The sequence below is a fragment of the Streptomyces sp. TM32 genome (genome assembly GCF_004122755.1).
GTDB classification, from domain to species: domain Bacteria; phylum Actinomycetota; class Actinomycetes; order Streptomycetales; family Streptomycetaceae; genus Streptomyces; species Streptomyces sioyaensis.
Map to the genome: position 1 here is coordinate 1 of NZ_SDIG01000022.1, position 24,660 is coordinate 24,660.

The following is a 24,660-nucleotide window of genomic DNA, read 5'->3' on the forward strand; positions in this document are numbered from 1 at the left end:
GGGGCGGGAGGGGAAGGGAAGGAGCAGACAAGGCATACCGGAGAATGTGACCAACCTGGCCCGTCGCGCATTGAACTATCTCCCCCACGGTGAGCGGCAGACCCGGTTGCGCATCGGAGGTCGGCGCCGGCTGCGCGGCGACAACAGGACCCTGACCTGCTCCGTAACAGTCCATGAGCCGCCGGGCGAGACCCCCGGACGTCCCTCGGGCGCCGGGTTGCGGAGCCGTACTCCAACGACCCGGCACGGTTCCGAAAGGGTCGCGCTCATGTCGCGCTTGTGTCCCTGTGTGGCCCCCGGGGCTGATTTTCCCTGAGTGAGTGTGGACAATGGGGAATGAACGTGCGAAGCGTCTACGGGCTTCGCGGGGGAATACCGAGTTGTCCAGCGGGGGGACCACATGAGGAAATTCTTGGCCATAGTGGTGGCAATAGTGGCGTGCAGCGCCTCCGTCACGCTGACCACCGCTTCAAGTGCGGCAGCCGCCGACCGGGCGCCGCAGTGCGTCAAGGTCCGGAAGTACTTCAACAAGGGCGGCCATCGCTATGTCCGCCTGACGAATCTGTGCACCAAGCGGACCTCGTGCTTCACCATCGTCGTCCCGCATCACCGCGACCCTCACGGCAGCCTCCCCAAGGGAGCGACGAAGGACGTCCGCTACGGCACGACCCAGGAGCCACGAGCGCTGTACGTGAAGAACACCCCCTGCTGACCGACCGCCGGTAGCGGTTGGACCTCGGCGGGCGCGGAGAGCGCCGCCGCCTGCCGGGGTGAGTCACCCTCGTACGGCGATGCCGTCCAGCACCATCGAGAGGTACTGCCGGGCGATCTCCTCGGGGCTGTGCTGTCCGCCCGGCCGGTACCAGCTCGCCGCGACCCAGACGGTGTCGCGGACGAAGCGGTAAGTGAGCCGGATGTCGAGGTCGGCACGGAAGACTCCGCCGGCCACGCCTCGCTCCAGGGTGCCGAGCCAGGCCTTTTCGAACTTCCGCTGGGAGTCGGTGAGATAGCCGAAGCGGGGCTGGGCGGCGAGGTGCCTGGATTCCTTCTGGTAGATGGCGACGGCGGCACGGTGCCGGTCGATTTCCCGGAAGGACTCGGTGACCAGGGCTTCGATGGTCTCCCGAGGGCCGAGCCCGGCGGCGAGTACGGCGTCATAGCCGTCCCACAACTCGGTCAGGAAGCTGGACAGGATTTCGTCCAGCATCGATTCCTTTGAATCGAAGTGGTAATAGAGACTGCCGGCGAGCATCCCGGCCTCGTCCGCGATACGGCGGACGGTGGTGGCGTTGTAGCCGTGCGCGGCGAAGACCTCCGCCGCGGTGTTGAGCAGTTCGCGGCGACGCTCCGGGGACGCGTTCGCGCTCGTCGTCTTCTTCTTGGCGGCTGACACCAGGCCATTGTCGCTTCCTTGACGTCACTGTCTCGTCCCTCGTCACCCTTCTTCCTCTCCGTTCTCCTCGCGCTCTTCGTTCTTCCTGTGCTCCTCGCGCTCTTCGTTCTTTTCGTGCTCCTCGTGCTCTTCGTTCTTTTCGTGCTCCTCGTTCTTCTCGGCCGCGCAGGATGCGGCGGTGGCCTGCCCGCTCGGCGCGGAAGCCTGGATCGTCGCCCCGACAGCCACCGCCACCGGCACGTGATGTGACGTCAGGCCGAGCCCCCGGCGGCCGATTGGGCGTCCGGACGCCCAGCAAAGAGGGCAAATACGTACATTCGAAGGCCCGTGACGCATGTCACGCAGGAATCGAATGCACTACCGCGATATCCCGTGCGTCCTAGTGACCAAAGCCGCAAGTGTCCGCAACGAATGCAAGGGAGCCGGCGATGTCCAGCGTCATCGACCAAGCCGTTCAGGCCCGTCTCATCGCGACTGCTCCCCGGTCGCAGGTGATTCCGGCAAACCTGCGATACGACCGTGCCGACCCGTTCGCGGTGCGCTTGGTCTTTCCGCCCTCGGCGTCGCTGGACGGGGCCGAAGTGGCCTGGACGTTCGGGCGGGACCTGCTGGAGGAGGGCCTGTGCGCGCCGGCCGGGGCGGGCGATGTGCAGATCTGGCCGTACGACTCCGATGCGGTGGTCGTGGAGTTCCATGCCGTCGGCGGCATGGCCGTGGTGCAGTTCGAGGCGCAGGAACTGCGGACCTTTCTGACCCGGTCGTACGTGATCGTCGCAAAGGGTGACGAGGCAGGCCATCTGGACGTCGAGGCCGATCTCGCTGCGCTGCTGCGCGAAGCGTAGGCCGCCACGCGGCCGGAGGCGAAAGCCGCCACCGCGGCCGGAAGCGTCGACCACCACCGCGTCCGGCCGGCGACGCAGAACGTCCCGGCGCGGCCGCCGGACACCGCCGCCACCGCAGCACCGCAGCACCGCAGCACCGCAGCAGCACATCGCCGCAGCGCAACGTCACCACCTCGCCGACCGGCCCGGTCAGGCCCGGTCACGCCCGGCCCGCCGCCTTCGCCGCATCCTCCCCCGGGCGCGACGGCGGCGCCGGTCTCTCGTCGGAAGTGGCCGCCGCGTCCGACCCAGCCCCGGGCCCGGCCTCGGTCCCGGACTCGACCTCAGCCCCCGACCTGGCTCCGGACCTGGCCCCAGCCCCCGACCTGGCCGAAGCCCCAGCCTCAGCCTCGGCCCCCGACGACGCCGCCGCGTCCTCACCCCCCTCGGTCCCGAAGAGATGCGCCAGATGCAGGTCCAGCAGCCGCAGCGCGGTGCGGGGGCCGTACACATCGAGCAGGACATAGGTGGACAGCCCGTCGACCAGGCTGATCAGCAGCATCGCCTCGTCCTCGGTGGCGCGTTCCGGGGGGAGTTCACCGCGCTCCGCGGCCCGCCGCAGTTGGTGGGCGAACAAGGCGCGGAGCTGGGGGATGCCGTCCTTGGCCTCGGCGCGCAGGGGCTCGTCATACACGGCACGGGCGAAGTAGGCGGCGCCGACCAGCACCCCGACCCGGCTCTTCTCGTCCAGCGGCAGCATGCCCGACAAGCAGGCGCGCAGCACCTCGCGGGGCGTCGGCTCCTCGGGCAGCGCCTCGATGCGTGCGCGGATCCGCTCCCCCGCGAGCCGGTTGATGTGCTGGAGGGCGAAGAGCAGCATCTCGTCCTTGGAACGGAAGTAGTGCTGCAGCCGGCCGAGCGAGATGCCGGCCTCCGCGGCGACGTCGCGCAGGCTCGTGCCGTCCAGTCCGCGGGTGCTCGCGAGCCGCCACAGCGCCTCGGAGATCTCCTGGCGCCTGGCTTCGTGGTCCACCTTCTTGGGCACGGCTGACCTCCCTCGTCCGGCATTTCGCTGCGCGCCCCGTGAGCAGGGCGTCAGCTCGGGGAGCCCGGTCCTTTTTACAAGTCGCTTGTACCGTTATAACGTACCGCCACTCAATACGCTTGACTTGGAAACCGGTGACCTTCATGCCCGAGCACGCCACCGCGCTGCTGCGTCCACCCCGCCACCGCGTCGATCCCCGGGCCCGCCGCTGGTGGACGCTGCAGGCACTGCTCACCCTCAGCGGCCCGATGCTGCTCCTCGCGCTCACCATGACGGTGTTGTCCCTCCTGCTCTTCCCCGGCGCGCTGCCGTGGCTGGGGCCGTTGCTGCTGGTCGTGCTCGTGGTGCCGGCCGTGAGCTATCTCGTCGTCATGCCGCGGTGGCGGTACGCCGTGCACGCATGGGAGCTGGGCGAGCGGGCGGTCTACGCGGCGGGCGGCTGGTTCTGGCAGAAGCGGCGGATCGCGCCGCTGAGCCGGGTACAGACGGTGGACACCGTGCGCGGCCCCCTTCAGCGGCGGTACGACCTGGCAACGGTGACCGTCACCACCGCCTCGACCGCGGGTGACATCAAGATCTCGGGGCTGTCCGACGCGGACGCCGAGGAGCTGTCCCGGCGGATCGGCGAGGCCGCGCAGGACGTGCCGGGTGATGCGGCATGAGCGCCCCGCTGGACCCCGAGGCACCCGGAACGCAGGCCGGCCAAGCACCCGGAAAGCAGGGCGGCGCCGGCCATGCACCCCAAGGCGCCGGCGCGCCCGCCGGCGGGGCGGCGGAGTGGCGGCGGCTGGATCCGCGCACTCTTCTGGTGCACTGCGGCTGGCTGGTCGCCCCGCTGGGTTCGCTGGCACTGACGGCGCTGGCCACCGGAGGCCGGATCACCGCCAAGGCCTGGTTCACCCTCGCCGCGCTCGCCGCGTCGTTCGCCGTGGTGACCACGATCGGCCTGATCCGCTGGGCCCGTACGGAGTTCCGGATCGCCGCATCCGGGAGCGGTGGCGACGGGTGGGAGGGCGGAGCCGCCGGCAGCGGCGGCGGGAGCGCCGCTCTCACCTTCGATGTCCGCAGCGGGCTGTTGACCCGGCGGCTGCGCAGTGTGCCGCTGCACCGGATCCGTACCGTCGATCTGACGGCCTCGCCGCTGCACCGGCTGTTGGGGGTCACCGTGCTGCGGGCCGGCACGGCGGGCTCGGGGGACGGCAGCAAGGAACTGTCGCTGGAGGCGCTCGCGGTCCCCGAAGCAGAACGGCTGCGCGCGGAGCTGCTGGCGTACGCGGATGCCGAGGCGGCCACGAACGACCCGGTGGTGGCGCGCATCAACTGGCGCTGGCTGCGGTACGCGCCGCTCACCTTCTGGGTCATCGGCGGGGTGTTCGTGGTGGCCGGATCGGCCTACCGGGTGCTGGACGGCATCGGCATCGAGCCCTGGAAGCTCGGCTTCGTCCAGCAGGCGTTCACCGAACTCGGCGCCGGCGCCCTCTGGCTGACGGTCCCGGCGGTGCTGCTGGCCGTCCTCGCCCTCGGTTCGGTCGGCGCCGTGGTGCTGTACGTCGAGAACTGGTGGAACTACTGCCTGGAGTGGACCGACGCCCGCACGCTGCGGGTGCGCCGCGGGCTGTTCACCACGCGCGCCGTCACCCTCGAACGGGCCCGGCTGCGCGGGGTGCTGCTACGCGAACCGCTGCTGCTGCGGGCCGGTGGCGGCGCGATGGTGCGGGCGGTGGCCGGCGGTCTGGGCAACCGGGAGGAGAACCGCAAGCGCAGCGGTCTGCTGCCGCCGGCGCCCCGCACGGAGGCGCTCCGGGTGGCGGGCGGCACCCTGCGGGCGCCGTTCCCCGGCAGCGGTGCACCGGTCGCGCTGGCGCCGCACCCCCGCGTTGCCCTGCGTCGGCGCCGGGTGCGTGGTCTGCTGTTCGCGGTGCTGCCCGGCACCGCCGTCCTCGCCGGTGCCGGTGCGGCGTTCACGCCCGTCCTGCTGCACTGCGCCTGGATCTACGCGGTGCTCACCACGGCCCTGGTGTGGTGGCTGGCCCGGGACGCGTACCGCAACCTGGGGCACGGCGTGGACGGCCCGTATCTGGTCACCCGCTCGGGCACCTTCAGCCGTGACACCCTCGCCCTCCAGCGCGAGGCCATCGCCGCCTGGACGTTCACGACCTCGCCCTTCACCCGCCGGGCCGGCCTCGTCGCCCTCACCGCGGCGGTCGCGGCCGGCGAGGACGGGTATCGCATCCCGGACCTCGCGGCCGCCGAGGCCGCCGGTTTCGCCGCGGCGGCGGCCCCGGGGATCCTGGAGGAGTTCTTGGTGCACCCCGGGGAGCCGGGGTACCACCTTCCGGGACAGCGATCGTCCTGAGGAGGGTCCGGTGGGCGCCCCTCAGGACGGGGCGTCCGGTGGGCCAGGGCTGGACGGGCCCGGGTCCTGGCCGCCCTGGCCCACCGGGACAGTTCATCCACACAGGCGGCGGCCCGCTCACCGGACGGCGCCCCGGCGCCCCGGCGCCCCGCCCCCAGCCCCCGAAACCGGACCGCGGTCAATTGGCCACCCGTATGAGATACCTCACACACCTGTCGCGTGCACTACGGGAGCGGGCACACCGTCCTACTGGATGAGCCTTTGCCCGTGAATCCGACAGCCGTGAGGGAGCAGCGCGATGCACCGCGTCATCGACCAAGCCGTCCAGGTCCGCCTCATCGCCACCGCTCTCTCCACCCACGCCGCGCCCGCAGTGTTGCACTACCACGCCGCGGACCCGCTGGCGGTGCGGATGTTGTTCCCGCCGGAGATCTCGCTGGAGGGCACCGGGGTGGACTGGGCGTTCGCCCGTGAGCTGCTGGACGAGGGGCTGCGGAGGCCTGCGGGCCGGGGCGATGTGCGGGTACGGCCGTCCGGTCCGGACCGGACGGTGATGGAGTTCCATTCGGACGAGGGCATCGCCATGGTCCAGTTGCAGACCGCGGACGTCCGACGGTTTCTGGCCCGCTCCTACCGGGCCGTGCCCGCGGGCAGCGAGCCGGCGTTCCTCGGCATGGAGCGCGACCTCGCGGAGCTGTTCGGCGCGGCGTGAGGCAGCGGCGCCACGGGACGTGAGAGGCGGTGCCCCGGAAGGAGCCGGGTGGGCCGCGAGGGCCAGGAGGCGGGCTCACGGGAGCGTACGACCTGCGGTCACGTGAGTTCCGCCCAGGGACCGTCCAACGCCCGGGTCCAACGGCCCTGCCCAAAGGCCTTGTCGAGCGCCCCTGCCCAACGGCCGTGTCCAACGGCCGTGTCCAACGCCCCCATGCATCGGCCGCATCCGTCGACTCCGCCCAGTCCCTCCACCGCAACCGGCGGCCCCCTCGGCACCAAAGACGGACCGGAGCCGGCACCCTGAGGTGTCCGGCCCCGATCCGTCGTCGGTGCTGCCGCGCCTGCCTGTCTGCCCGCCTGCCTGACTCTGCCGTCTGTCTGCCTCTCAGCGCTTGGGAAAGCCGAAGCCGTAGCCCTGGCTCTGCATCCACGGCAGCAGCCGGTTCAGGGAGTCGACGGTCCGGGAGCGGTTGCCGCCGCCGTCGTGGAACAGGACCGTCGGGCCCGTCCGGTTGGGGAGTTCACCGCGCACGGTCGACTCGATCCTCTCGACCGTGCCGCCCTCGAAGTCCTTGCTGTCGACGTTCCAGCCCAGCGGGCGCATGCCGTGGTCCGCGGCCAGCTTGCGGCTGTAGGGGGTGAAGGCACCGCCGGGGGCGCGGTAGTACTCGACCTGCGTACCGCCCGCCGCCTTTTCGATCATCTTCTGGGCGTCGAGTATCTGCTGCGACTGGTAGCTCTCCGGCTTCTTGTCCATACCGGTGTTGTGACTGACGGTGTGGTCGCAGAGCTTGTGCCCCGCGGCCACCACCTTCTTGACCAGGTCCGGGTGCGCCTCGGCCTGCGGGCCGATCATGCAGAAGACCGCTTTGACGTTGTACCGCTTCAGCACGTCGAGCACCTTCGGGGTCCACACCGGGTCCGGGCCGTCGTCGATGGTGATGTTCAGGCTGCGGCCGGGGCGGTCCGAGGCGTGCGCTATGGAGGAGTCGACCGGGGCCGCCGCCCGCTTCGCCTTCTGCTGGCCGACGCCCTCCGCCTCCGCCTTGGAGGGGCCTCCGACATTGGAGAAGGCAAGTGCCCCCGCGACCACGACTGATACCACCGCCGCCGCGGTCACTCCGATGATGCCGGTCTCAACTCCGAAGCGCCTCGCCATGTCCGATCCCGTTCTCTCACTCACCGTGCGCGTGTCCGTAGCGGCGGCGGATGCTGTGCACGCCGCCTCGCACTACGTCAGATGCGCCGGGGGCCGGGGAGGCTGCTCCTGTTACGGATCCATCATGAAACTTATTGATACTGGACTCATGCCACGTGTACTTCTCATCGAGGACGACTCCGCCGTACGGGACGGGGTGTCCCTCGCGCTACGGCGGCGGGGCCACGAAGTGGCGGCCGCGGCCAGCGGCGAGGAAGGCCTCGACGTGCTGCCGGTCTTCCGTCCGGACATCGTGCTGCTGGACCTGATGCTCCCCGGCAAGGACGGCTTCCAGGTCTGCCGGCTGATCCGGGCCGAGCGGCAGCTGCCGATCATCATGCTCACCGCGCGGGGCGACGATCTGGACGTGGTGCTCGGACTGGAGGCAGGGGCCGACGACTACATCGTCAAGCCGGCCCGCGGTGAGGTCCTCGAAGCACGCATCCGTGCGGTGCTGCGCCGTACCGCACTTCCCGCCGACGACGCGCCGGCCGCCGCCGATCCGGGCCCCGCCCCGGTCGAGACCTATGGCGAGCTGGCCATAGACCGGGCCGGTCTGGTCGTGGGCAAGGCCGGCAAGGATCTGCCGCTGGCCCCCTCGGAGATGAAGCTGCTGCTGTTCCTGTCCGCCACCCCGGGCCAGGTCTTCAGTCGCCAGCAGTTGCTGGAGCAGGTGTGGGAGCACAGCTACCACGGCGACGCGCGGCTGGTGGACGCCTGTGTCATGCGGCTGCGGACGAAAATAGAGGACACCCCGCGCAGCCCGCGTTACGTCCAGACCGTGCGCGGCTTCGGTTACCGCTTCGGTCCGCTGTGAAGCGCACGGGCAGCCGGGTACCGACCGGCACGCTGCTGCGGGGTCTGCGGGCCCGCCTCGTCGTCGGCTTTCTGGTGGTGGCCGTCCTCAGTGCGCTGACCACCGCGCTGCTGACCTACCAGGAGGCCCGTAACGCCATCCTCCAGCGCTCCCAGGACACAGCCGTCAACGATCTGCGGGCGCAGGTCAATTCGCTCGCCCCCGAGCTGCCGGTCCCGCCGTCCGCGGCCGACCTGGACTACTTCCGGCTCCAGCTGGAGCGCTCGGGCACGTCACGGGACTGGGACATCTCGGTGCACTACCGCGGCGTGCGCGACACCGAAGCCAGTCTGCAGGGCGGCTTCACGGTACCGACCGGTCTCAAGGAGTCCGTGGAGAAGCGGCATGTGCCGGCCTTCCAGCGGGTGAGCCGCCGCGGGGCTCCCCGGCTGCTGATCGGGATGCCGGTACGGCAGTCCGACGGCCGGGCGTCCGCGCTGTCCGTCTACGCCCAACTGCCGCTGAGCGCTGAGGAGTCCAACGTCGAGGCGCTGGTGAGCGCCGCGCAGCGGGGCGTGGTGCCGGTGCTGGTACTGACCGTGGTCCTGGCGCTGCTCGCCGCGCGCGGGGTGCTGCGGCCGGTCCGCGGCCTGCGGCAGGCCGCCGGGCGGATCGCCGAGGGCAAGCTGGACACCCGCCTGGAGGTCAAGGGCGCCGACGAACTCGCCGAGCTGTCCCGGACGTTCAACGACATGGCGGCCCGGCTGGAGGAGAGCATGGCCGAGCTGCGCCGTCTGGAGTCCAACTCCCGGCGGTTCGCGGCCGATGTCTCGCACGAGCTGCGGACACCGCTGGCGGCGATGACCGCCGTGACCGATGTCCTCGACGAGGACGCCGAGTCCCTCGACCCCGACACCGCCTCCGCGGTCCGGCTGATCAGCCAGGAGACCGGGAAGCTGGCACGGATGGTGGAGGACCTGATGGAGGTGTCACGGTTCGACGCGGGGGCCGCGGCACTCCATCTGGACGAGGTGGACGTGGCCGAGGCGATCCGCAAGACGCTGCAGGCCAGGGCCTGGCAGCAGCGGGTGACCGCGGAGCTGCCGGCGGACGTACGGGCCCGGCTCGATCCTCGGCGGCTCGATGTGGTGGTCGCCAATCTGGTCGGCAACGCCCTGCGGCACGGCGGTGAGCCGGTCCGGGTGCTGCTGCACGCCCCGCAGCCGGGCGCAGACCGGCTGCGGATCGAGATATCCGACAGCGGCCCCGGCATCGACCCCGAGGTGCTGCCGCATGTCTTCGACCGCTTCTACAAGGCGGACTCCGCCCGCGCCCGCTCGGAGGGCAGCGGCCTGGGGCTGGCCATCGCCCAGGAGAACATCCGGCTGCACGGCGGCACCCTGCACGCCGCCAACTCCCCCGAGGGTGGTGCGGTGTTCACCGTAGAGCTGCCGCTGCGCCAGGAGGAGGCGGGCGGGACGGCCGACGAGGAAGGGTCCGGTCCGCCGGACGAGGAATGGGCGGCCGCGGAGCCGGCCGTGGACGACGACCGGGACGGCGCACGTCCCGCGGCCGGGAAGGTGCACCACGTATGAACACCCCGTCCGTCCGGAACGTCCTGCGTGCGCTGCGTGCCCGGTGGTACCTGCCGGGGGTCGCGCTCGCCGGTGTCCTGGGCAGTGCGCTGGCCGGCTGCGGTATCGCGCCCACCGATGTCATCGACGCCGGCGAGCCCGCCTCCGGCGTGAAGTCGCCGGGCCAGCCCGAGGCCGATGTCCTGCTGTTCTTCTACGGCCCCAACGGGCTGCGCTCCGCGACCCGGCCGGCGAAGTCACCGGCCGATCCGCAGCAGGCCATCGATCTGCTGCGGATGGGGCCGAATCACGCCGAGCGGATGCGCGGTCTGTCCAGCATGCTGAAGTTCCCCGGGCGGCTGACCGCCGACGCCCACGACGGCAGCGTGGTGATCAACCTGCCGATGGACGTCAAGCTGCTGGACTCCGCCTCGCTCAACCAGCTGGTGTGCACCGCGGCCAATGCCCGGGTGCCCGGGAACAAGCCGCCCGACCGGGTGCCGGTGACCCTCGCCAGCACGTCCGTCCACGTCGGCCCCCTGGTCTGCGGCGGCAACAACGCCTCCCCGGTCGTCGAGCCGAGCCCGTCCGGCACCCAGGACACGGGCCCGTCCGGCACTCAAGAGCCGAGCCCGTCCGGCACCCAGCAGTCCGGCCCCGACGCGAGCGGCACCGGCCCGGCGGGCGGGACCTCGGGCCCGGCGGGCTGAACCGCCGCGCACCGCCCGCCGGACCCGTCCGGCACGCAAGAGCCGTGCCCGCCCGTACGGCGGTGGCACCGCGTTACGGTGAAGACAGGCATCCGCCTTCCCCGCACGCCGGACGGAGCGGACCGGCCGGCGCCGGAATCCTCGGGAGACGCAGACCATGACCGAGCGCAAACCCCCTGGTGTCAGCTTCGAGACCTGGGTCGACCGGCAGATCCGCGAGGCGGCAGAGCGCGGCGCCTTCGACGGGCTCACGGGGGCCGGCAAGCCCCTGCCCCACCTCGACCGGCCGTACGACGAGATGTGGTGGATCAAGGAGAAGATGAGCCGCGAGCACCTCTCCTGTCTGCCGCCGAGCCTGGTGCTGCGCAAGGAGGCCGAGGACGCCCGGAAGGCCGCGGCCGCGGCGCCCAGCGAGGCGGCACTGCGCCGCATCCTGTCCGAGATCAACGAGCGGATCCGCGCGGCGCTCCGGGCGCCCCTCGACGGCCCGCCGCTGAACCTCGTCCCGTTCGACATCGACGAGGCCGCCCTCATCTGGCGCCGGGAACACGGGAGGTGAGGCCCCGGCAGCCGAGGGCTCCGGCGGCCGGCGCACGCCGAGCCGGGCCGTCGTCACGACGCATCCGGGCCGACGTCACGGCGCGACCGGGCCGACGTCACGGCGCGTCCGGGCCGTCGTCACGGCGCGTCCGGCCCGCCGGTCCAGGGTCGTCCAGCCGACTGCTGTCATTTCCGTAACGGGCGAAATCTGCGGTATGCCGGACATCGGGGGGCCAGGAGGCGAGCCGGCGTCCGGTGCAGTGCGGGCGGGGGCCCAGGGCGGCGTCCCGCGCCGGCAGCCACGCGAGCCCGGCGGTGAGCAGTAGCGCTCCGGCGACGGTTGCGGTGCGGATCGGCGGCGCCTGGAACATCGCGCTCCTCGGGAGGAGCCCCTGCTCCTCAGGGGGTGCCGCGCCCACGGTAGTGAACCGGGCGCATGCGCCGGGGCAGGCGCGTCCGGTACCGGAAAGCACGACGGGGCACGATACGGGCGACCCGTCCCACCTGCCCGTTCTCGCGCAAAAACAGGGTGAACGACTAATGGTCAACGAGGGCAACGTCACAGCCGGAGACCCTGCTCCAGCTAACGGTCGTTCGCCTAGCCTGCTGCCATGACCGCCGAGTCCCCCGAACTCCCCCTGGCCGCCGCCTTCCCGGATGCCGACCGAGAGCAGTGGCAGCGCCTCGTCGAAGGTGTGCTGCGCAAATCGGGCGTCACCGAGGCGTCCGGCGCCGCCGCCGAGGATGCGCTCGCCACCGACCTCCAGGACGGCATCCGCATCCGCCCGCTCTACACCGCCGAGGACGGTGCGGCCGCCCCGGGCCACCCGGGCTTCCCGCCGTTCGTACGGGCCGGCCGGCCCGAGGGCAGCACCGTGGCCGGGTGGGACGTACGCCAGCGCCATGTCCACACCGATCCGCGGCAGGCCAATGCGTCGGTCCTGGCCGACCTGGAGAACGGTGTCACCTCGGTCTGGCTGACCGTCGGGGACGGCGGGGTGCCGGTGTCCGGCCTGGAGCAGGCGCTGCAGGGCGTCTATCTGGACCTGGCCGCGGTGGTGCTGGACGCGGGTGCCGATTTCGCGGCGGCCGCCGAGGAGTTGCTGCGGCTGTACACCGCGTCCGGCGCACCGCTCGGCGAGGCTGCCGGCTGCCTGGGCGCCGACCCGCTCGGACTGCTGGCCCGCACCGGTGACGACGCCAAGCTGCGCCTCCAGCTGGAGTCCGCCGCCCGGCTGGCCGGGCGCTGCGCAGCTGAGGCTCCGGGCCTGCGGGCGCTGGCCGTCGACGCGCTGCCGTACCACGAGGCGGGTGGCTCGGCCGCCGAGGAACTGGGCACCTCACTGGCCACCGGCGTCGGCTATCTGCGGCAGTTGACGGGAGCCGGGCTCGGCATCGACGACGCCTGCCGGCAGCTGGAGTTCCGCTATGCCGCCACCGCGGACCAGTTCCTGACCATCGCCAAGCTGCGCGCGGCCCGCCGGCTGTGGGCGCGGGTCGCCGAGGTGTGCGGGGCCTCGCCCGCCGCGGCCGCGCAGCGCCAGCACGCCGTCACCTCCACGGTGATGATGACCCGTCGTGACCCCTGGGTGAACATGCTGCGCACCACGGTCGCCGGGCTGTCCGCCGGGGTGGGCGGCGCGGAGGCGGTGACGGTGCTGCCGTTCGACGCCGCGCTGGGCCTGCCCGACGCGTTCGCCCGGCGGATCGCCCGGAACACCCAGTCCGTGCTGCTGGAGGAGTCGCACCTGTCGAAGGTCATCGACCCGGCGGGCGGCTCCTGGTACGTGGAGAGCCTCACCGACGAGCTGGCCCGCGCCGCCTGGGCGTGGTTCCAGGAGATCGAGGGCGCGGGCGGCCAGGCGGCGGCGCTGCGCTCCGGGATGATCGCCGGCAGGCTGGCCGAGACCTGGCAGCGCCGCACAGACGACCTCGCCCGCCGGCGTGAACCGATCACCGGCGTCAGCGAGTTCCCCCATCTCGCCGAGCCCCCGGTGCACCGCGAGCCGGCGCCCGCGCCGATCGGCGGCGGGCTGCCGCGGGTGCGCCGGGACGACGCGTACGAGCGGCTGCGGTCGCGTTCCGACGCCCACCTCGCGGCGAGCGGCGCCCGCCCGAAGGTCTTTCTGGCCGCGCTGGGCCCGGTGGCGGCACACACCGCGCGGCTGTCCTTCGCAGCCAATCTGTTCCAGGCGGGCGGCATCGAGACGGTACAGGAAGACGGGCCGGTGGATGCGGAGTCGGTGGCCGAGGCGTTCGCCCGCAGCGGCGCGCGGACCGCCTGTCTGTGTGCGAGCGACGCGGTGTACGGCGAGCAGGCGACGGCCGTGGCGGCCGCGCTGAAGTCGGCGGGTGCGGTGCGCGTGCATCTGGCCGGCAAGCCGGGCGAGCGCCGCGAAGAATTCACCGCGGCCGGTGTGGACTCCTTCGTCTTCGCCGGCTGCGACGCGGTCGAGGTGCTGTCCTCGGCCCTTGATGTCATGGAGGTGGCGTGATGACAGAGACGACGCAACAGGCCGGCGCCATCCCCGACTTCAGCACGGTCGAGCTGGGCGAACCGGACGCGGCGCACGGCGCGGGCGACGGCGCGCGGTGGACCGAGGCCGTCGAGCAGGCCACCGGCAAGGGCGTGGCGGACCTGACGTGGGAGACGCCGGAGGGCATCGACGTCAAGCCGCTCTACACGGAGGCGGACCTCGACGGACTGGACTTCCTGGGGACGTATCCGGGGATCACGCCGTATCTGCGCGGCCCGTACCCGACGATGTACGTCAACCAGCCCTGGACCATCCGGCAGTACGCCGGCTTCTCCACCGCCGAGGAGTCCAACGCCTTCTACCGCCGCAACCTCGCGGCCGGCCAGAAGGGCCTGTCGGTCGCCTTCGACCTGCCGACGCACCGCGGTTACGACAGCGATCACCCGCGGGTCACCGGTGACGTCGGGATGGCGGGCGTCGCGATCGACTCGATCTACGACATGCGGCAGCTCTTCGAGGGCATCCCGCTGGACAAGATGACCGTGTCGATGACGATGAACGGCGCGGTGCTGCCCGTGCTGGCGCTGTACATCGTGGCGGCCGAGGAACAGGGCGTACCGCCCGAGAAGCTGGCCGGGACCATTCAGAACGACATCCTCAAGGAGTTCATGGTCCGCAACACCTACATCTATCCGCCGCAGCCCTCGATGCGGATCATCTCCGACATCTTCGCGTACACCTCGCAGAAGATGCCGCGCTACAACTCCATCTCGATCTCCGGCTATCACATCCAGGAGGCGGGTGCGACGGCCGACCTGGAGCTGGCGTACACGCTGGCCGACGGTGTCGAGTACCTGCGCGCGGGCCTGGCGGCCGGGATGGACGTGGACTCCTTCGCCCCGCGCCTCTCCTTCTTCTGGGCGATCGGCATGAACTTCTTCATGGAGATCGCCAAGCTCCGCGCGGCCCGGCTGCTGTGGGCGCGCCTGGTACAGCGCTTCGACCCGAAGAACCCCAAGTCCCTCTCCCTGCGCACCCATTCGCAGACCTCGGGCTGGTCGCTGACCGCGCAGGACGTGTTCAACAACGTCACCCGCACCTGCGTGGAGGCGATGGCCGCCACCCAGGGCCACACCCAGTCCCTGCACACCAATGCCCTGGACGAGGCGCTGGCACTGCCCACCGACTTCTCCGCCCGGATCGCCCGCAACACCCAGCTGTTCCTTCAGCAGGAGTCGGGCACCTGCCGGGTCATCGACCCGTGGGGCGGCAGCGCCTACGTCGAGAAGCTCACCCACGATCTGGCCCGGCGCGCCTGGCAGCACATCGAGGAGGTCGAGGAAGCCGGCGGGATGGCCAAGGCCATCGACGCGGGCATCCCGAAGCTGCGGGTGGAAGAGGCCGCGGCCCGGACCCAGGCGCGGATCGACTCCGGGCGGCAGGCGCTGATCGGCGTCAACAAGTACCGGGTGGAGACCGACGAGGAGATCGAGGTCCTCAAGGTCGACAACTCCTCGGTGCGGGCCCAGCAGATCGAGAAGCTCAAGCGGCTGCGTGCCGAGCGCGACGAGCAGGCCTGCCAGAAGGCGCTGCGGGCGCTCACCGCGGCGGCGAAGTCCGGTCCCGGCGAGGGGCTGGAGGGCAATCTCCTGGCGCTGGCGGTGGACGCGGCCCGCGCCATGGCGACCGTCGGTGAGATCTCGGACGCACTGGAGTCGGTCTACGGGCGGCACTCCGGCCAGATCCGTACGATCTCCGGTGTGTACCGAGACGAAGCGGGCCCCTCCTCCGGTGTCGAGCGCACCCGGTCGCTGGTGGCCGAATTCGAGCGCGCCGAGGGCCGCCGGCCGCGCATCCTGGTGGCCAAGATGGGCCAGGACGGCCATGACCGCGGCCAGAAGGTGATCGCCACGGCCTTTGCCGACCTGGGCTTCGACGTCGATGTCGGTCCCCTCTTCCAGACCCCGGCCGAGGTGGCCCGCCAGGCCGTGGAGGCGGACGTCCATATCGTCGGCGTCTCCTCCCTGGCGGCCGGCCATCTCACGCTGGTGCCCGCGCTGCGCGAGGCACTGGCCGCGGAGGACCGGGAGGACATCACCATCGTGGTGGGCGGCGTGATCCCGCCGCAGGACGTGCAGCCGCTGCGCGACATGGGCGCCGCCGCGGTCTTCCTGCCCGGCACGGTGATTCCGGAGGCCGCCCACGATCTGGTGCGGGACCTGGCAGCGGTCCTCGGCCACGAGCTGTGAGCGGGGGGACATGCCGGCGAGGATCGATGTCGAACGGTACGCCGAGGGGGTCCGCGCGGGGTCCAGGGCCTGGATCGCCCGCGCCGTCACCCTGGTCGAGTCCACCCGCCCCGACCACCGGGCGGCCGCCCAGCGGCTGCTGATCGAGCTGCTGCCGTACTCCGGTGCGGCCCGCAGAGTGGGCATCAGCGGAGTGCCGGGCGTCGGCAAGTCGACCTTCATCGACGCCCTCGGCACCCTGCTGACGGGGATGGGCCACCGGGTGGCGGTGCTGGCCGTGGACCCGTCCTCCAGCCGTACCGGCGGCTCCATCCTGGGCGACAAGACCCGGATGGAGCGGCTGGCGACCGACCCGGCGGCGTTCGTCCGGCCCTCCCCCACGTCCGGCACACTGGGCGGAGTGGCCCGGGCCACCCGCGAGTCCATCGTGGTGATGGAGGCGGCGGGCTACGACGTCGTCCTGGTGGAGACGGTCGGCGTCGGCCAGTCCGAGACCACCGTCGCGAACATGGTCGACACCTTCCTGCTGCTGACCCTGGCGCGCACCGGCGACCAGCTCCAGGGCATCAAGAAGGGCGTACTGGAGCTGGCCGATCTGGTCTCCGTCAACAAGGCCGACGGGCCGCACGAGCGGGACGCCCGGTCCGCGGCCCGTGAACTGGCCGGTGCGCTACGGCTGTTGCAGCCCGCGGAAGCCGCCTGGACACCGCCCGTCCTGACCTGCAGCGCCCGCGAGGGCACCGGCCTGAAGGCGCTCTGGGAGCGGGTCGAGCAGCATCGCGTCCTGCTGGATTCGACCGGGGCGCTGGCCGAACGGCGCCGCACCCAGCAGGTCGACTGGACGTGGTCGATGGTCCGGGAGCGGATGATCGACCGGCTCCAGGAGCACCCGGAGGTGCGCCGGCTGGGCCCCGAGGTCGAACGCGCGGTGCGCGACGGCGAGCTCACCGCGACGCTGGCGGCCGAGCGGCTACTGACGGCGTTCGGCCTCGGGGACGCTCCGCCGCCGACTTGAGCGACCGCCCGCACCACACCCGCGCGGCCCCGCCTCGATCACGGGGCGGGGCCGCGTCGTAGCGGTGGGAGGCTGCCTCAGCCGCGCTCCGACACCGTCGCCCAGACCGTCTTCCCGGACCGGTCCGGTGGCGTCCAGCCCCAGGCGTCGCTGAGCTGGTCGACGATCTGCAGACCGCGCCCTGACTCGGCAAGGGTGTCGTGGGGCCGGACGACGGGCGCACCGGCGCCCGCGTCCGAGACCGCACACAACACCGTGGCACCCTGCCGAGTCAGGGCGAGCCAGGCCTGGCACAAAGGTGCCAAGGCCTCACGGCGCCCGGACTCCCCCGCGGCCCGGGCGCCGTAGCGCAGCGCATTGCTGACGAGTTCGGACACGACCAGCGCCGCGTCCTCGGCGACGCCGGCACACAGTTCCCAGCCTTCGAGCGTCACCCGGGTGAACCGGCGGGCCTCCGCCACGGTGCGGGCGGAGCCGCCCAGGGCGCACGCGGCGAAGTCGTCCGGGGCGGGCATCCACCAGGCGTCGTCACACGCTTCGTCCCGGAGGGCGTGGTGCACGGTCTCTGCCGGATGAGTGGTCATCAACATCTCCGCGAGGGGGATTTCGGGACTGGGCCGGACTTCCTCCGAGGGCTAATATCCTCGTCAGCCGTCCATCGATGCAAGTGCATCTGCAATTACATCGGTAAGTACGGCCGCACAGGGACGCGTTCACGCCAAGGTGAGCGCAGGCCCGGAATCGGTAGGAGGAGCGTCCTCCAGCAAGGGAGCATCTGTGATGGAGCCGGTGACCAACGGCATACGGGCGACCAGCATCGAGGGGGCCGTCTGGCGCAAGAGCCGGCGCAGCAACCCCAGCGGCAACTGCGTTGAAGTGGCGGTTCTTTCCGACGGCGGCATCGCGGTGCGCAACTCCCGCTTCGCCTCGGGCCCGGCGCTGATCTACACCCGCGACGAGATGACGGCCTTCGTCCAGGGCGCCAAGGACGGCGACTTCGACGATCTCATCGGCCGCGACTGACGCATATGTCGGCCGAATACCCGCCCCCGCTGTACGAGGGCTGGGGGCGATGGGACACTGGGCGTTCGCCCGACCACCCAGGGGAGTCAGCATGAGCGAGCGCCGCGAGCGAAGCGAGGTTTCGGCATGACTGCCGCGCAGCCGAGCGGCGATCCGTCTCTGCGCCGCTACCTCGAACACCCGCGGGGCGGCCCGACCGTCCTGCGCATCGTGCTGGGCACACAGCTTCGTCGGCTGCGTGAAGGGGCCGGCATCACCCGCGAGGCCGCCGGGGACGCCATCCGCGGCTCGCACGCAAAGATCAGCCGCCTGGAACTGGGGCGGGTGAGCTGCAAGGAGCGGGATGTCGCCGATCTGCTGACGCTCTACGACGTCACCGACGAATCGATCCGCTCGGACTTCCTCAAACTGGCCCGCCGGACCAGCACTCCCGGCTGGTGGCATCAGTACGGCGATGTGCTGCCGGGCTGGTTCGAGACGCACATCGGCCTCGAAGAGGCCGCCTCGGTGATCCGCACCTACGAAGTCCAGTTCGTGCCGGGCCTGTTGCAGACCGCGGACTACGCCCGTGCGGTGACCCGGCTCGGCCATCCGCGAGCCTCGGCCGAGGAGATCGAGCGACGGGTGCAGCTGCGCGTCCAGCGTCAGGAGCTGCTGACCGTCCCGGATGCGCCGCGCGTGTGGGCCGTGATCGACGAGGCCTCGCTGCGCCGCCCGCTCGGCGGGCCCGAGGTGATGGCGGGCCAGCTCAGACATCTGCTGAAGATGGCCGAGCTGCCGAACGTCACGGTGCAGATCGCGCCGTTCAGCCTCGGTGGCCTGGCGGCGGCCGGTGGTCCGATCACGATCCTGCGGTTCCAGGAGCCGGATCTGCCGGACATCGTCTATCTGGAGCAGCTGACCAGCGCGCTCTATCTGGACAAGCGCGATGACGTCGACCACTACCTCGCGGTGATGGACCGGCTCAGCGCCCAGTCCGAGTCGCCGCGGGAATCCCTGGCGATGCTGGAACGGCTCCTCAAGGAGAGCTGACGCGCTGAACCCGACCGGCAAAGGGGCGGGGCCTCCACGGGGCCCGCCCCTGTTCGCCGTGCGGCCCCGCTACGGCTTGCGCGCGACGCCGCCGAACTCGATCCATTCCTGGGTGAGTTGCTTGGGGCCGATGTCCGCGTCCGGCATCCAGGTGGAGACCTCCACCAGCCCCGGTTCCAGGACCTCCAGCCCCTCCAGGAACCCGGCCAGCTCATGCGCCTGACGCACCCGGCCCCACTGGCCGTGGGTGCTGACCCGCATGAACTCGGTGACGAAGTCGCGGGTGGCGGCGTCCTCGCTGACCAGCTGGCACACCACCAGGAAGCTGCCCGGCACCAGCCGGTCGGCGACCCTCTTGATGAGAGCGGCCGGGTCGTCGGCGTCCGGTATGCAGTGGAGCACCGAGACGAACAGCGCGGCGACCGGCCGGTCGAAGTCGATCAGTCGCGTCACCTCGGGGCTGCCCATGATGCCGTCGGTGTCCCGCATGTCCGCCTGAATGACGGCGGTGTTGGCGTTCTCCTCCAGCAGCGCGCGGCCGTGCGCCAGCACGATCGGGTCGTTGTCGACGTACACCACGCGGGACTGCGGGTCGACCTGCTGGGCGACCTGATGGACGTTGTCCTGCGTGGGCAGGCCGGATCCGTGGTCGATGAACTGCCGGATACCGTGCTCGCGGGCCAGCCAACGGACCACCCGCTGGAGGAAGCGCCGGTTGTTGATCGCCAGCACCTGCGTGCTCGGAACGACCTTGCTCAGCTCTTCGCAGGCCTCGCGGTCGACGGCGTAGTTGTCCTTGCCGCCGAGGTAGTAGTCGTACATCCGGGCCACGCTCGGGATGCTGACGTCGACGACGCTGGACTGCGGTCGTGCTTCTTGGCTCATTCCACGCTTTCCCGTCGCTTCGGCAGCATTCAGCCAGGGGGCGGTCACGATCGTTCCGTGTGCGTACGACCACGCCGCGCAGCCCCCAACATACCCATCGGACAGGGCTGTTGCAGACAATTGACTCCTCCCCCCTTCGCGAGCTCAGGAAGGGGATTCCTGACTCAGGCCGCCTCCCGGGCCGGCGGCCCGGGAGGACTTACACCCTCAACATCAACCGGGTTGAGACCAGCCCGGACCAGCATCACGCGCGCGGAGTTCTTGTCCCGTGGTCGCACGGTTCGGCACGCGGTGCAGGTGTACGTTCGTTCCGAGAGGGGCAGCGCGTGCTTGGTTCTCGCTCCGCAGTCTGCGCACTCCATCGTGGTGTGCGCGGGGTGCACCAGATGTACCCCGCGCCCGTGCTTGCGGCCCATCTCGACCAGGGCCCGCTTCGTGGCGCCGATCGCCGCGTCCGCGGCCTTACGCGCCATGGTGGTCTTGGCAAGGAACCTGGGCCGGAAATCCTCCACCGCGATCTGGTCGTGGTCGCGAACGACCTTCTTGGCCCACTTGCGGCCGGTGTCCTCGCGCTGACGGGCAACCTTCCTGTGGGCCTTTGCGCGCAGCTTCTTCGCTTCGCGGTAGCCCTTCGAGGCAACCTGTCCCTTCGCCGGCCTGCGCCGGGCCATCATCCGGTCGTACCGGCTCAGCTTCGCCCGGGCCTTCCTTCCGTGCTCGGCATGCGCAAGGTCATGAGCGTCGGAGGTGGTGGTCGCCGTCTCCTTCACGCCCCAGTCGATCCCGATCACACGGCCTGTTTCGGGCAGCGGCTCGGCCTGAACGAGCACCACGAAGCTCGCCTGCCATGCTCCGGTGCTGTCCTGATACACCCGCACTGACGACGGCTCAGCCGGGAGTTCCCGCGACCACACAGGCCTCAGTACGATTCCGCCAGCAAGATGCAGACGCCCGTCCTTGAGCCGGAAACCGCGGCGGGTGTAGTTCAGGCTCGGCCGCGCCTGGCGCTTCTTCTTCCACCGAGGCATCCCGGCCCGCTGACGCACCGGGAGCCGGGCCTTGATGTCCTTGAGGGCTTTCGCGCGGGACTTGGCAACGTCGCGGATGAGCTGCTGCTGAGGAACCGAAGCGCCCTCGGCCAGCCATGGCATGCGAGCGCGAGCCTCGGTCAGCATCTTGTCCAGGCGGGCCGGTCCGCACTTCTCGCCATCGCGATGAGCCTTCTTCGACCGGGCCACACACTCATTCCAAAGCCAGCGGCACCGGTCCGACTCAGCGTGCAGTGCGCCCCGGGCCGTACGTGACAGACGACAGCGAAAGGTGTACCGGGCATGCCCGGCCCCCTCCGCGGTCTGAGCTGGTGTCGCCATGACCCTGAACCTACCGGGGACCACTGACAGTTGAGAGTTCTCGATCCCGGGTCAGCGGCCTGCCGGGGGCCGGGTGCGGGCCGCCGCCTCGCCACTCATCGGCGGCGGCCCGCTCTCACTTCCCCCGGCGACACCCAGCGCCGGGCTCCGCCCCGTGTGACACGGCCCGGCCGAGGAGCAATCCCGGCTCGTGCCACATGCGGCTCCGCCTCGGCCGCCACCCGATCAACAGCCTTTGCGGAGCGGGGCGTTACGGAGACTCGCCTACCACCCTCGGCACGCTTTACACCTGCCGACGATCACGGCGGAGACCCTCCCCCGCGCCCCACAGACGTACTTTTACGTAAACTTACTCGCCAGTAAGGTGGGGGTAGGCTGACGCAAATGAGCGACATACGCAGGCAACGCGTCCCCCGGCCGGTCCGGGAGCAGCAGATCATCGACGCGGCGATCCGGATCTTCGCCCGGCGCGGCTATCACGCCGCGTCAGTGGACGAGATCGCCGAACTCGCCGGAATTTCCAAGCCGATGGTCTATCTCTACCTGGATTCCAAGGAGGGGCTGTTCCTCGCCTGTCTGCGACGCGAGGCCGAACGCCTGCTGACCGCGTTCCGGGCCGCCGCGGGCCCCGCGCACTCCCCCGAGCTGCGACTGCGGGCCGGACTGCTGGCGTTCTTCACCTTCGTCACCGAACACCGCGACAGCTGGGTGGTGCTGCACCGCCAGTCCTCGGAGCCGAGCCCGGCGATCACCGCGGAGCTGGCCCGGTCGCGGCGGGAGCTGCTGGCCGAGGTCACCGGGCTGGTACGGGCCGACATCGCGGGGAGCGACGGACCCGCCTGTCCCGAGGACGACGCCGAGTTCGTGGCGTACACCCTGGTCGGAGCGGCGGACTCGCTCACCGACTGGATGGCGCTGCACCCCGGCGAACCCCCGGAGCGGATCACCCTGCGGCTGATGAACATGGTGTGGGTGGGGATGCGCAATGTGCTCGACGGGGAGGTGTGGACGACGCCGTCCGGGACGCCGTAGGAGCCCTGCGACCGTGCCGCGCCCGCCTGGTGGGCGTGCTTCTCCGGCCCGCGGGGAGTGGACTTCCCCGCCCCGCGGGTAGGAGAGACGGATGACCACAGAGAAGAGCGAGCCGGCGCCGCTCCCGGGGGCCCTGCCCACCGCCGAGGAGATGGTCCTGGCCAACCAGGCGAACTGGGACGCGCGCACCCCGGTCCATGTGGCCAGCGAGTTCTACGGGCTGGACGGTTCACGGAGCGCCGAGGACTGGTTCGCGCCGTTCGAGTGGACGGATCTGGGGGATCTCGCGGGGCGGGAGGTGCTGCATCTGCAGTGCCATCTGGGCACCGAGACCGCGGCGTTCGCCGAGCGGGGCGCGGCGCACACGGTGGGGCTGGACTTCTCCGCCGCGGCCGTGGCCCAGGCGCGGCGGCTCGCCGCGGAGGCCGGCCGGGCCGTGGAGTTCGTCCGGTCCGATGTGCACCGGGCCGTGGAGGCGCTCGGCGGGCGGCGGTTCGACGTGGTCTACACCGGCAAGGGGGCGCTGTGCTATCTGCCGGACCTGACGGCCTGGGCGCAGGTCGTCAGCTCACTGCTCCGGCCCGGCGGGACGTTCTATCTGGTCGAGTTCCATCCCCTGCTGGACGCCCTGGGGCCGACGCCGAGCCCGGAGCGTCAGCAACTCAGGCTGCATCACGACTACTTGGGCGGCCGCGGCCCGCTCAGGAGCGACACCCCCTGCACCTACACCGACGGTCCGCCGGTGCAGGGCGCCACGACGAGCTATGAGTGGCGGCACGGCCTCGGGGAGGTCATCTCCGCGGTGATCGGTGCGGGGATGACCGTCCAGCTGGTCCGGGAGACCGAGCTGCTGCCCTGGAAGCGGTTCGACGCCATGGTGCCGGCCGAGAACGGCTGGTGGCGGCTGCCCCCCTCGGAGCCGATCATTCCGTTGCTGTACGCGCTGCGGGCGGTGAAGGCCTGAGCCCCGGCGGCACGGGCGTCCGCCTCAGCCCGCCGGGCCGTGCAGGCGCCGGTGCGCCAGCGCCCACCAGATCTCCGCCAGATCGGCCGGGTCCCGCAGGCTGGTTCCGGTGATCTCCTCGAAGCGCCGGAGCCGGTTGCGCAGGGTGTTGGGGTGGACGTACAGGGTCCGCGCGGCGGCGTCCAGACGCAGTCCCTGCCGCAGATAGGCGGCGGCCGCCTCCTCCAGCTGGGCGCCGTCCTCGCCGCGTTCGGCCAGCGGCGCCAGGCGCTGCCGCACCAGCCCCTCCCCCACGGCGGGGAGCGCCACGACCGTGGCCCGCAGCCCCAGTTCCTCACGGGTGAACGCACCGACGAGCCCGAATCCGACGGCGGCCCGCAGTGCCTGGGTGGCCCGGGTGAATTCCGCGGCGATTCCGGAGGGGGTGACCGGGGCGCCCAGGCCCAGGACCAGGCTGCGGCACAGCCCGGCCGGGCGCCCGGCCAGCAACCCGGCCACCTCGCCGTCCACGGTCGTGACCAGGGGCCGGCCCGCCGTGTCCAGCGCGAGCCAGGGGCGCAGCGCGGCCACGATCCGGTGGAAGGCACGGTCGCCCGGCCCGGGGTGTCCCGGGGGGTGCTCTGCGGGGGCGGCCTCCGGACCGCCGGACGGGACGGCCTCGGGCAGGACGGCCTCGGACGCGGCGGCCTCGGGCAGGCACGCGCGGAAGGGGAGACGGAGCGCGCTGCGGTCGTACGAGTCGTCCGTCAGCTCCCCGTCGCCGGGCCCGACGGCGCCCGCCCCGTCTCCGGACAGGGAGTCGTCCCACCGTGCCTGACCGAGCAGCAGGGCACGGACCAGCGCCGCGCGTCGGCGGTCCGTCCGTGCGTCCTGCTGGATCCCGACGCGACAGCTGCGGACGATGCGCAGCGTGTTGGCGTCGACCCAGGCGCGCAGGGTCTCGGCGATCGGCAGCAGGTCCTCGGCGGTGCCGCGCCGGGCCGCCATCTCCTCGCCGAACCGCCGCCATACGACGTCCGTGCCGATCCGGTAGGCCGAGATGATGTCCTCGACCGGCAGCGCGCGGGCCAGCGCCGTGATCTCGTCGAGATGGGTCTCCGGGATGCCGTAGCCGCCGCCTGTGCCGGGCGCGGCTCCCTGCGGGCTCCGCCGTTCCTCGGACCAGCGCTGCACCAGCGACAGGCTGTTGCGCAGGGACGCCATCACCCGTGGCCGGAGCTGGCCCTGTGACACCGCGGCGTAGGAGGGGAGTTGGGCCCGGAGTCCGTCGACGACCTCGTCGGTGAGTGCGTCGATGGCGGTGTGCAGCGCGGCGACGGCCTCCGCCACCTTTGTGGATGTCTCCACGCGTCCCCTCCCGACTCGGTGTCTTTCCCCATGGCGAAAGCGATCATTCGTCGCCATGCTACGAGGAAGCCGCCCGAACCCCTACAGATGTTCGATGTTGGATGACTTTTCCCCCGTCA

25 protein-coding genes are annotated in these 24,660 nt (G+C 71.4%); 16 read left to right on the top strand and 9 right to left on the bottom strand.

The genetic code is table 11. From position 1 onward, the window contains the following. Positions 1–400: 400 nt before the first annotated feature. Positions 401–712, top strand: coding sequence for a hypothetical protein (locus tag EST92_RS07985; protein ID WP_129280234.1), 312 nt, complete (start codon positions 401–403; stop codon positions 710–712). Between the two features lie 63 nt (positions 713–775). On the opposite strand, the gene EST92_RS07990 is transcribed toward EST92_RS07985, so the two are convergent. Next, the gene (locus tag EST92_RS07990) at positions 776–1,393 is read right to left on the bottom strand and encodes a TetR/AcrR family transcriptional regulator (RefSeq protein ID WP_129280235.1); all 618 of its coding nucleotides are present in this window, start codon (positions 1,391–1,393) and stop codon (positions 776–778) included. Positions 1,394–1,435: 42 nt separating this feature from the next. Next, on the bottom strand, positions 1,436–1,627 hold the full coding sequence (locus EST92_RS07995; protein WP_129280236.1) for a hypothetical protein: 192 nt from the start codon (positions 1,625–1,627) through the stop codon (positions 1,436–1,438). A gap of 194 nt (positions 1,628–1,821) precedes the next feature. Between EST92_RS07995 and EST92_RS08000 the strand changes: the two genes are divergently transcribed. Next, positions 1,822–2,235: an SsgA family sporulation/cell division regulator gene (locus EST92_RS08000; RefSeq protein WP_129280237.1), complete on the top strand. Its 414-nt coding sequence runs from the start codon at positions 1,822–1,824 to the stop codon at positions 2,233–2,235. Between the two features lie 199 nt (positions 2,236–2,434). Here the strand turns inward: EST92_RS08000 and EST92_RS08005 are convergent, their stop codons facing one another. After that, positions 2,435–3,259 carry a TetR/AcrR family transcriptional regulator gene (locus EST92_RS08005; RefSeq protein WP_129280238.1) on the bottom strand — a complete coding sequence of 275 codons (825 nt, stop codon included), beginning with the start codon at positions 3,257–3,259 and terminating at the stop codon, positions 2,435–2,437. A 143-nt stretch (positions 3,260–3,402) separates the two neighbouring features. Here EST92_RS08005 and EST92_RS08010 point away from each other — a divergent pair, with 143 nt between their 5' ends. The 3 genes from EST92_RS08010 (at position 3,403) to EST92_RS08020 (ending at position 6,327) form a co-directional block, all read left to right on the top strand. Continuing rightward, complete coding sequence (locus EST92_RS08010) at positions 3,403–3,921, top strand: PH domain-containing protein (RefSeq protein WP_129280281.1); 519 nt, start codon at positions 3,403–3,405, stop codon at positions 3,919–3,921. After that, positions 3,918–5,615 carry a PH domain-containing protein gene (locus EST92_RS08015; RefSeq protein ID WP_129280239.1) on the top strand — a complete coding sequence of 566 codons (1,698 nt, stop codon included), beginning with the start codon at positions 3,918–3,920 and terminating at the stop codon, positions 5,613–5,615. The genes EST92_RS08010 and EST92_RS08015 overlap by 4 nt, the downstream gene beginning before the upstream one ends. A 298-nt stretch (positions 5,616–5,913) precedes the next feature. After that, positions 5,914–6,327, top strand: coding sequence for an SsgA family sporulation/cell division regulator (locus EST92_RS08020; protein ID WP_129280240.1), 414 nt, complete (start codon positions 5,914–5,916; stop codon positions 6,325–6,327). Between the two features lie 387 nt (positions 6,328–6,714). Here EST92_RS08020 and EST92_RS08025 read toward each other — a convergent pair whose 3' ends face one another. After that, positions 6,715–7,488, bottom strand: a complete 774-nt coding sequence (locus EST92_RS08025; RefSeq protein ID WP_129280241.1) for a polysaccharide deacetylase family protein — start codon at positions 7,486–7,488, stop codon at positions 6,715–6,717. A gap of 148 nt (positions 7,489–7,636) precedes the next feature. On the opposite strand from EST92_RS08025, the gene EST92_RS08030 reads away from it, so the two are divergent. From EST92_RS08030 to EST92_RS08045, 4 genes are all read left to right on the top strand, one after another. Then, on the top strand, positions 7,637–8,344 hold the full coding sequence (locus EST92_RS08030) for a response regulator transcription factor (RefSeq protein WP_129280242.1): 708 nt from the start codon (positions 7,637–7,639) through the stop codon (positions 8,342–8,344). Beyond that, positions 8,341–9,918, top strand: a complete 1,578-nt coding sequence (locus EST92_RS08035) for a HAMP domain-containing sensor histidine kinase (protein WP_129280243.1) — start codon at positions 8,341–8,343, stop codon at positions 9,916–9,918. Before EST92_RS08030 ends, EST92_RS08035 begins: the two co-directional genes overlap by 4 nt. Further along, positions 9,915–10,607 (top strand): hypothetical protein, encoded by a 693-nt coding sequence (locus EST92_RS08040; RefSeq protein WP_129280244.1) that lies wholly within the window; start codon positions 9,915–9,917, stop codon positions 10,605–10,607. The genes EST92_RS08035 and EST92_RS08040 overlap by 4 nt, the downstream gene beginning before the upstream one ends. A gap of 157 nt (positions 10,608–10,764) precedes the next feature. Continuing rightward, positions 10,765–11,166, top strand: a complete 402-nt coding sequence (locus tag EST92_RS08045) for a DUF1992 domain-containing protein (RefSeq protein ID WP_129280245.1) — start codon at positions 10,765–10,767, stop codon at positions 11,164–11,166. A gap of 97 nt (positions 11,167–11,263) precedes the next feature. Here EST92_RS08045 and EST92_RS08050 read toward each other — a convergent pair whose 3' ends face one another. Continuing rightward, a complete protein-coding gene (locus EST92_RS08050) occupies positions 11,264–11,518 on the bottom strand; it encodes a hypothetical protein (RefSeq protein ID WP_129280246.1) in 255 nt (84 codons plus the stop codon). A gap of 240 nt (positions 11,519–11,758) precedes the next feature. Here EST92_RS08050 and EST92_RS08055 point away from each other — a divergent pair, with 240 nt between their 5' ends. Genes EST92_RS08055 through meaB form a run of 3 tightly spaced genes read left to right on the top strand, consistent with a single transcriptional unit; the run spans position 11,759 to position 16,888 of the window. Further along, positions 11,759–13,642 (top strand): methylmalonyl-CoA mutase subunit beta, encoded by a 1,884-nt coding sequence (locus tag EST92_RS08055; protein WP_129280247.1) that lies wholly within the window; start codon positions 11,759–11,761, stop codon positions 13,640–13,642. After that, complete coding sequence (gene scpA / locus EST92_RS08060; protein WP_129280248.1) at positions 13,642–15,873, top strand: methylmalonyl-CoA mutase; 2,232 nt, start codon at positions 13,642–13,644, stop codon at positions 15,871–15,873. The genes EST92_RS08055 and scpA overlap by 1 nt, the downstream gene beginning before the upstream one ends. Before the next feature lie 10 nt (positions 15,874–15,883). Further along, entirely contained in the window at positions 15,884–16,888 is a 1,005-nt protein-coding gene (gene meaB / locus EST92_RS08065; RefSeq protein ID WP_129280249.1) for a methylmalonyl Co-A mutase-associated GTPase MeaB, read from the top strand. 77 nt (positions 16,889–16,965) lie between these two features. Here meaB and EST92_RS08070 read toward each other — a convergent pair whose 3' ends face one another. After that, the gene (locus EST92_RS08070) at positions 16,966–17,472 is read right to left on the bottom strand and encodes an ATP-binding protein (protein ID WP_129280250.1); all 507 of its coding nucleotides are present in this window, start codon (positions 17,470–17,472) and stop codon (positions 16,966–16,968) included. Positions 17,473–17,668: 196 nt separating this feature from the next. On the opposite strand from EST92_RS08070, the gene EST92_RS08075 reads away from it, so the two are divergent. Continuing rightward, on the top strand, positions 17,669–17,911 hold the full coding sequence (locus EST92_RS08075; protein WP_129280251.1) for a DUF397 domain-containing protein: 243 nt from the start codon (positions 17,669–17,671) through the stop codon (positions 17,909–17,911). Positions 17,912–18,037: 126 nt separating this feature from the next. Next, positions 18,038–18,943 carry a helix-turn-helix transcriptional regulator gene (locus tag EST92_RS08080; RefSeq protein WP_129280252.1) on the top strand — a complete coding sequence of 302 codons (906 nt, stop codon included), beginning with the start codon at positions 18,038–18,040 and terminating at the stop codon, positions 18,941–18,943. Between the two features lie 69 nt (positions 18,944–19,012). Here the strand turns inward: EST92_RS08080 and EST92_RS08085 are convergent, their stop codons facing one another. Together EST92_RS08085 and EST92_RS08090 are read right to left on the bottom strand one after the other, a co-directional pair. Then, entirely contained in the window at positions 19,013–19,828 is an 816-nt protein-coding gene (locus tag EST92_RS08085; protein WP_129280253.1) for an SAM-dependent methyltransferase, read from the bottom strand. A 164-nt stretch (positions 19,829–19,992) separates the two neighbouring features. Further along, positions 19,993–21,198, bottom strand: coding sequence for an RNA-guided endonuclease TnpB family protein (locus EST92_RS08090; RefSeq protein WP_129280254.1), 1,206 nt, complete (start codon positions 21,196–21,198; stop codon positions 19,993–19,995). 384 nt (positions 21,199–21,582) lie between these two features. Here EST92_RS08090 and EST92_RS08095 point away from each other — a divergent pair, with 384 nt between their 5' ends. Together EST92_RS08095 and EST92_RS08100 are read left to right on the top strand one after the other, a co-directional pair. Then, positions 21,583–22,230, top strand: coding sequence for a TetR/AcrR family transcriptional regulator (locus tag EST92_RS08095; protein WP_129280255.1), 648 nt, complete (start codon positions 21,583–21,585; stop codon positions 22,228–22,230). 91 nt (positions 22,231–22,321) lie between these two features. Continuing rightward, the gene (locus tag EST92_RS08100) at positions 22,322–23,194 is read left to right on the top strand and encodes a class I SAM-dependent methyltransferase (protein WP_129280256.1); all 873 of its coding nucleotides are present in this window, start codon (positions 22,322–22,324) and stop codon (positions 23,192–23,194) included. 24 nt (positions 23,195–23,218) lie between these two features. Here the strand turns inward: EST92_RS08100 and EST92_RS08105 are convergent, their stop codons facing one another. Continuing rightward, on the bottom strand, positions 23,219–24,541 hold the full coding sequence (locus EST92_RS08105; protein ID WP_254068620.1) for a helix-turn-helix domain-containing protein: 1,323 nt from the start codon (positions 24,539–24,541) through the stop codon (positions 23,219–23,221). Positions 24,542–24,660 lie beyond the last annotated feature (119 nt).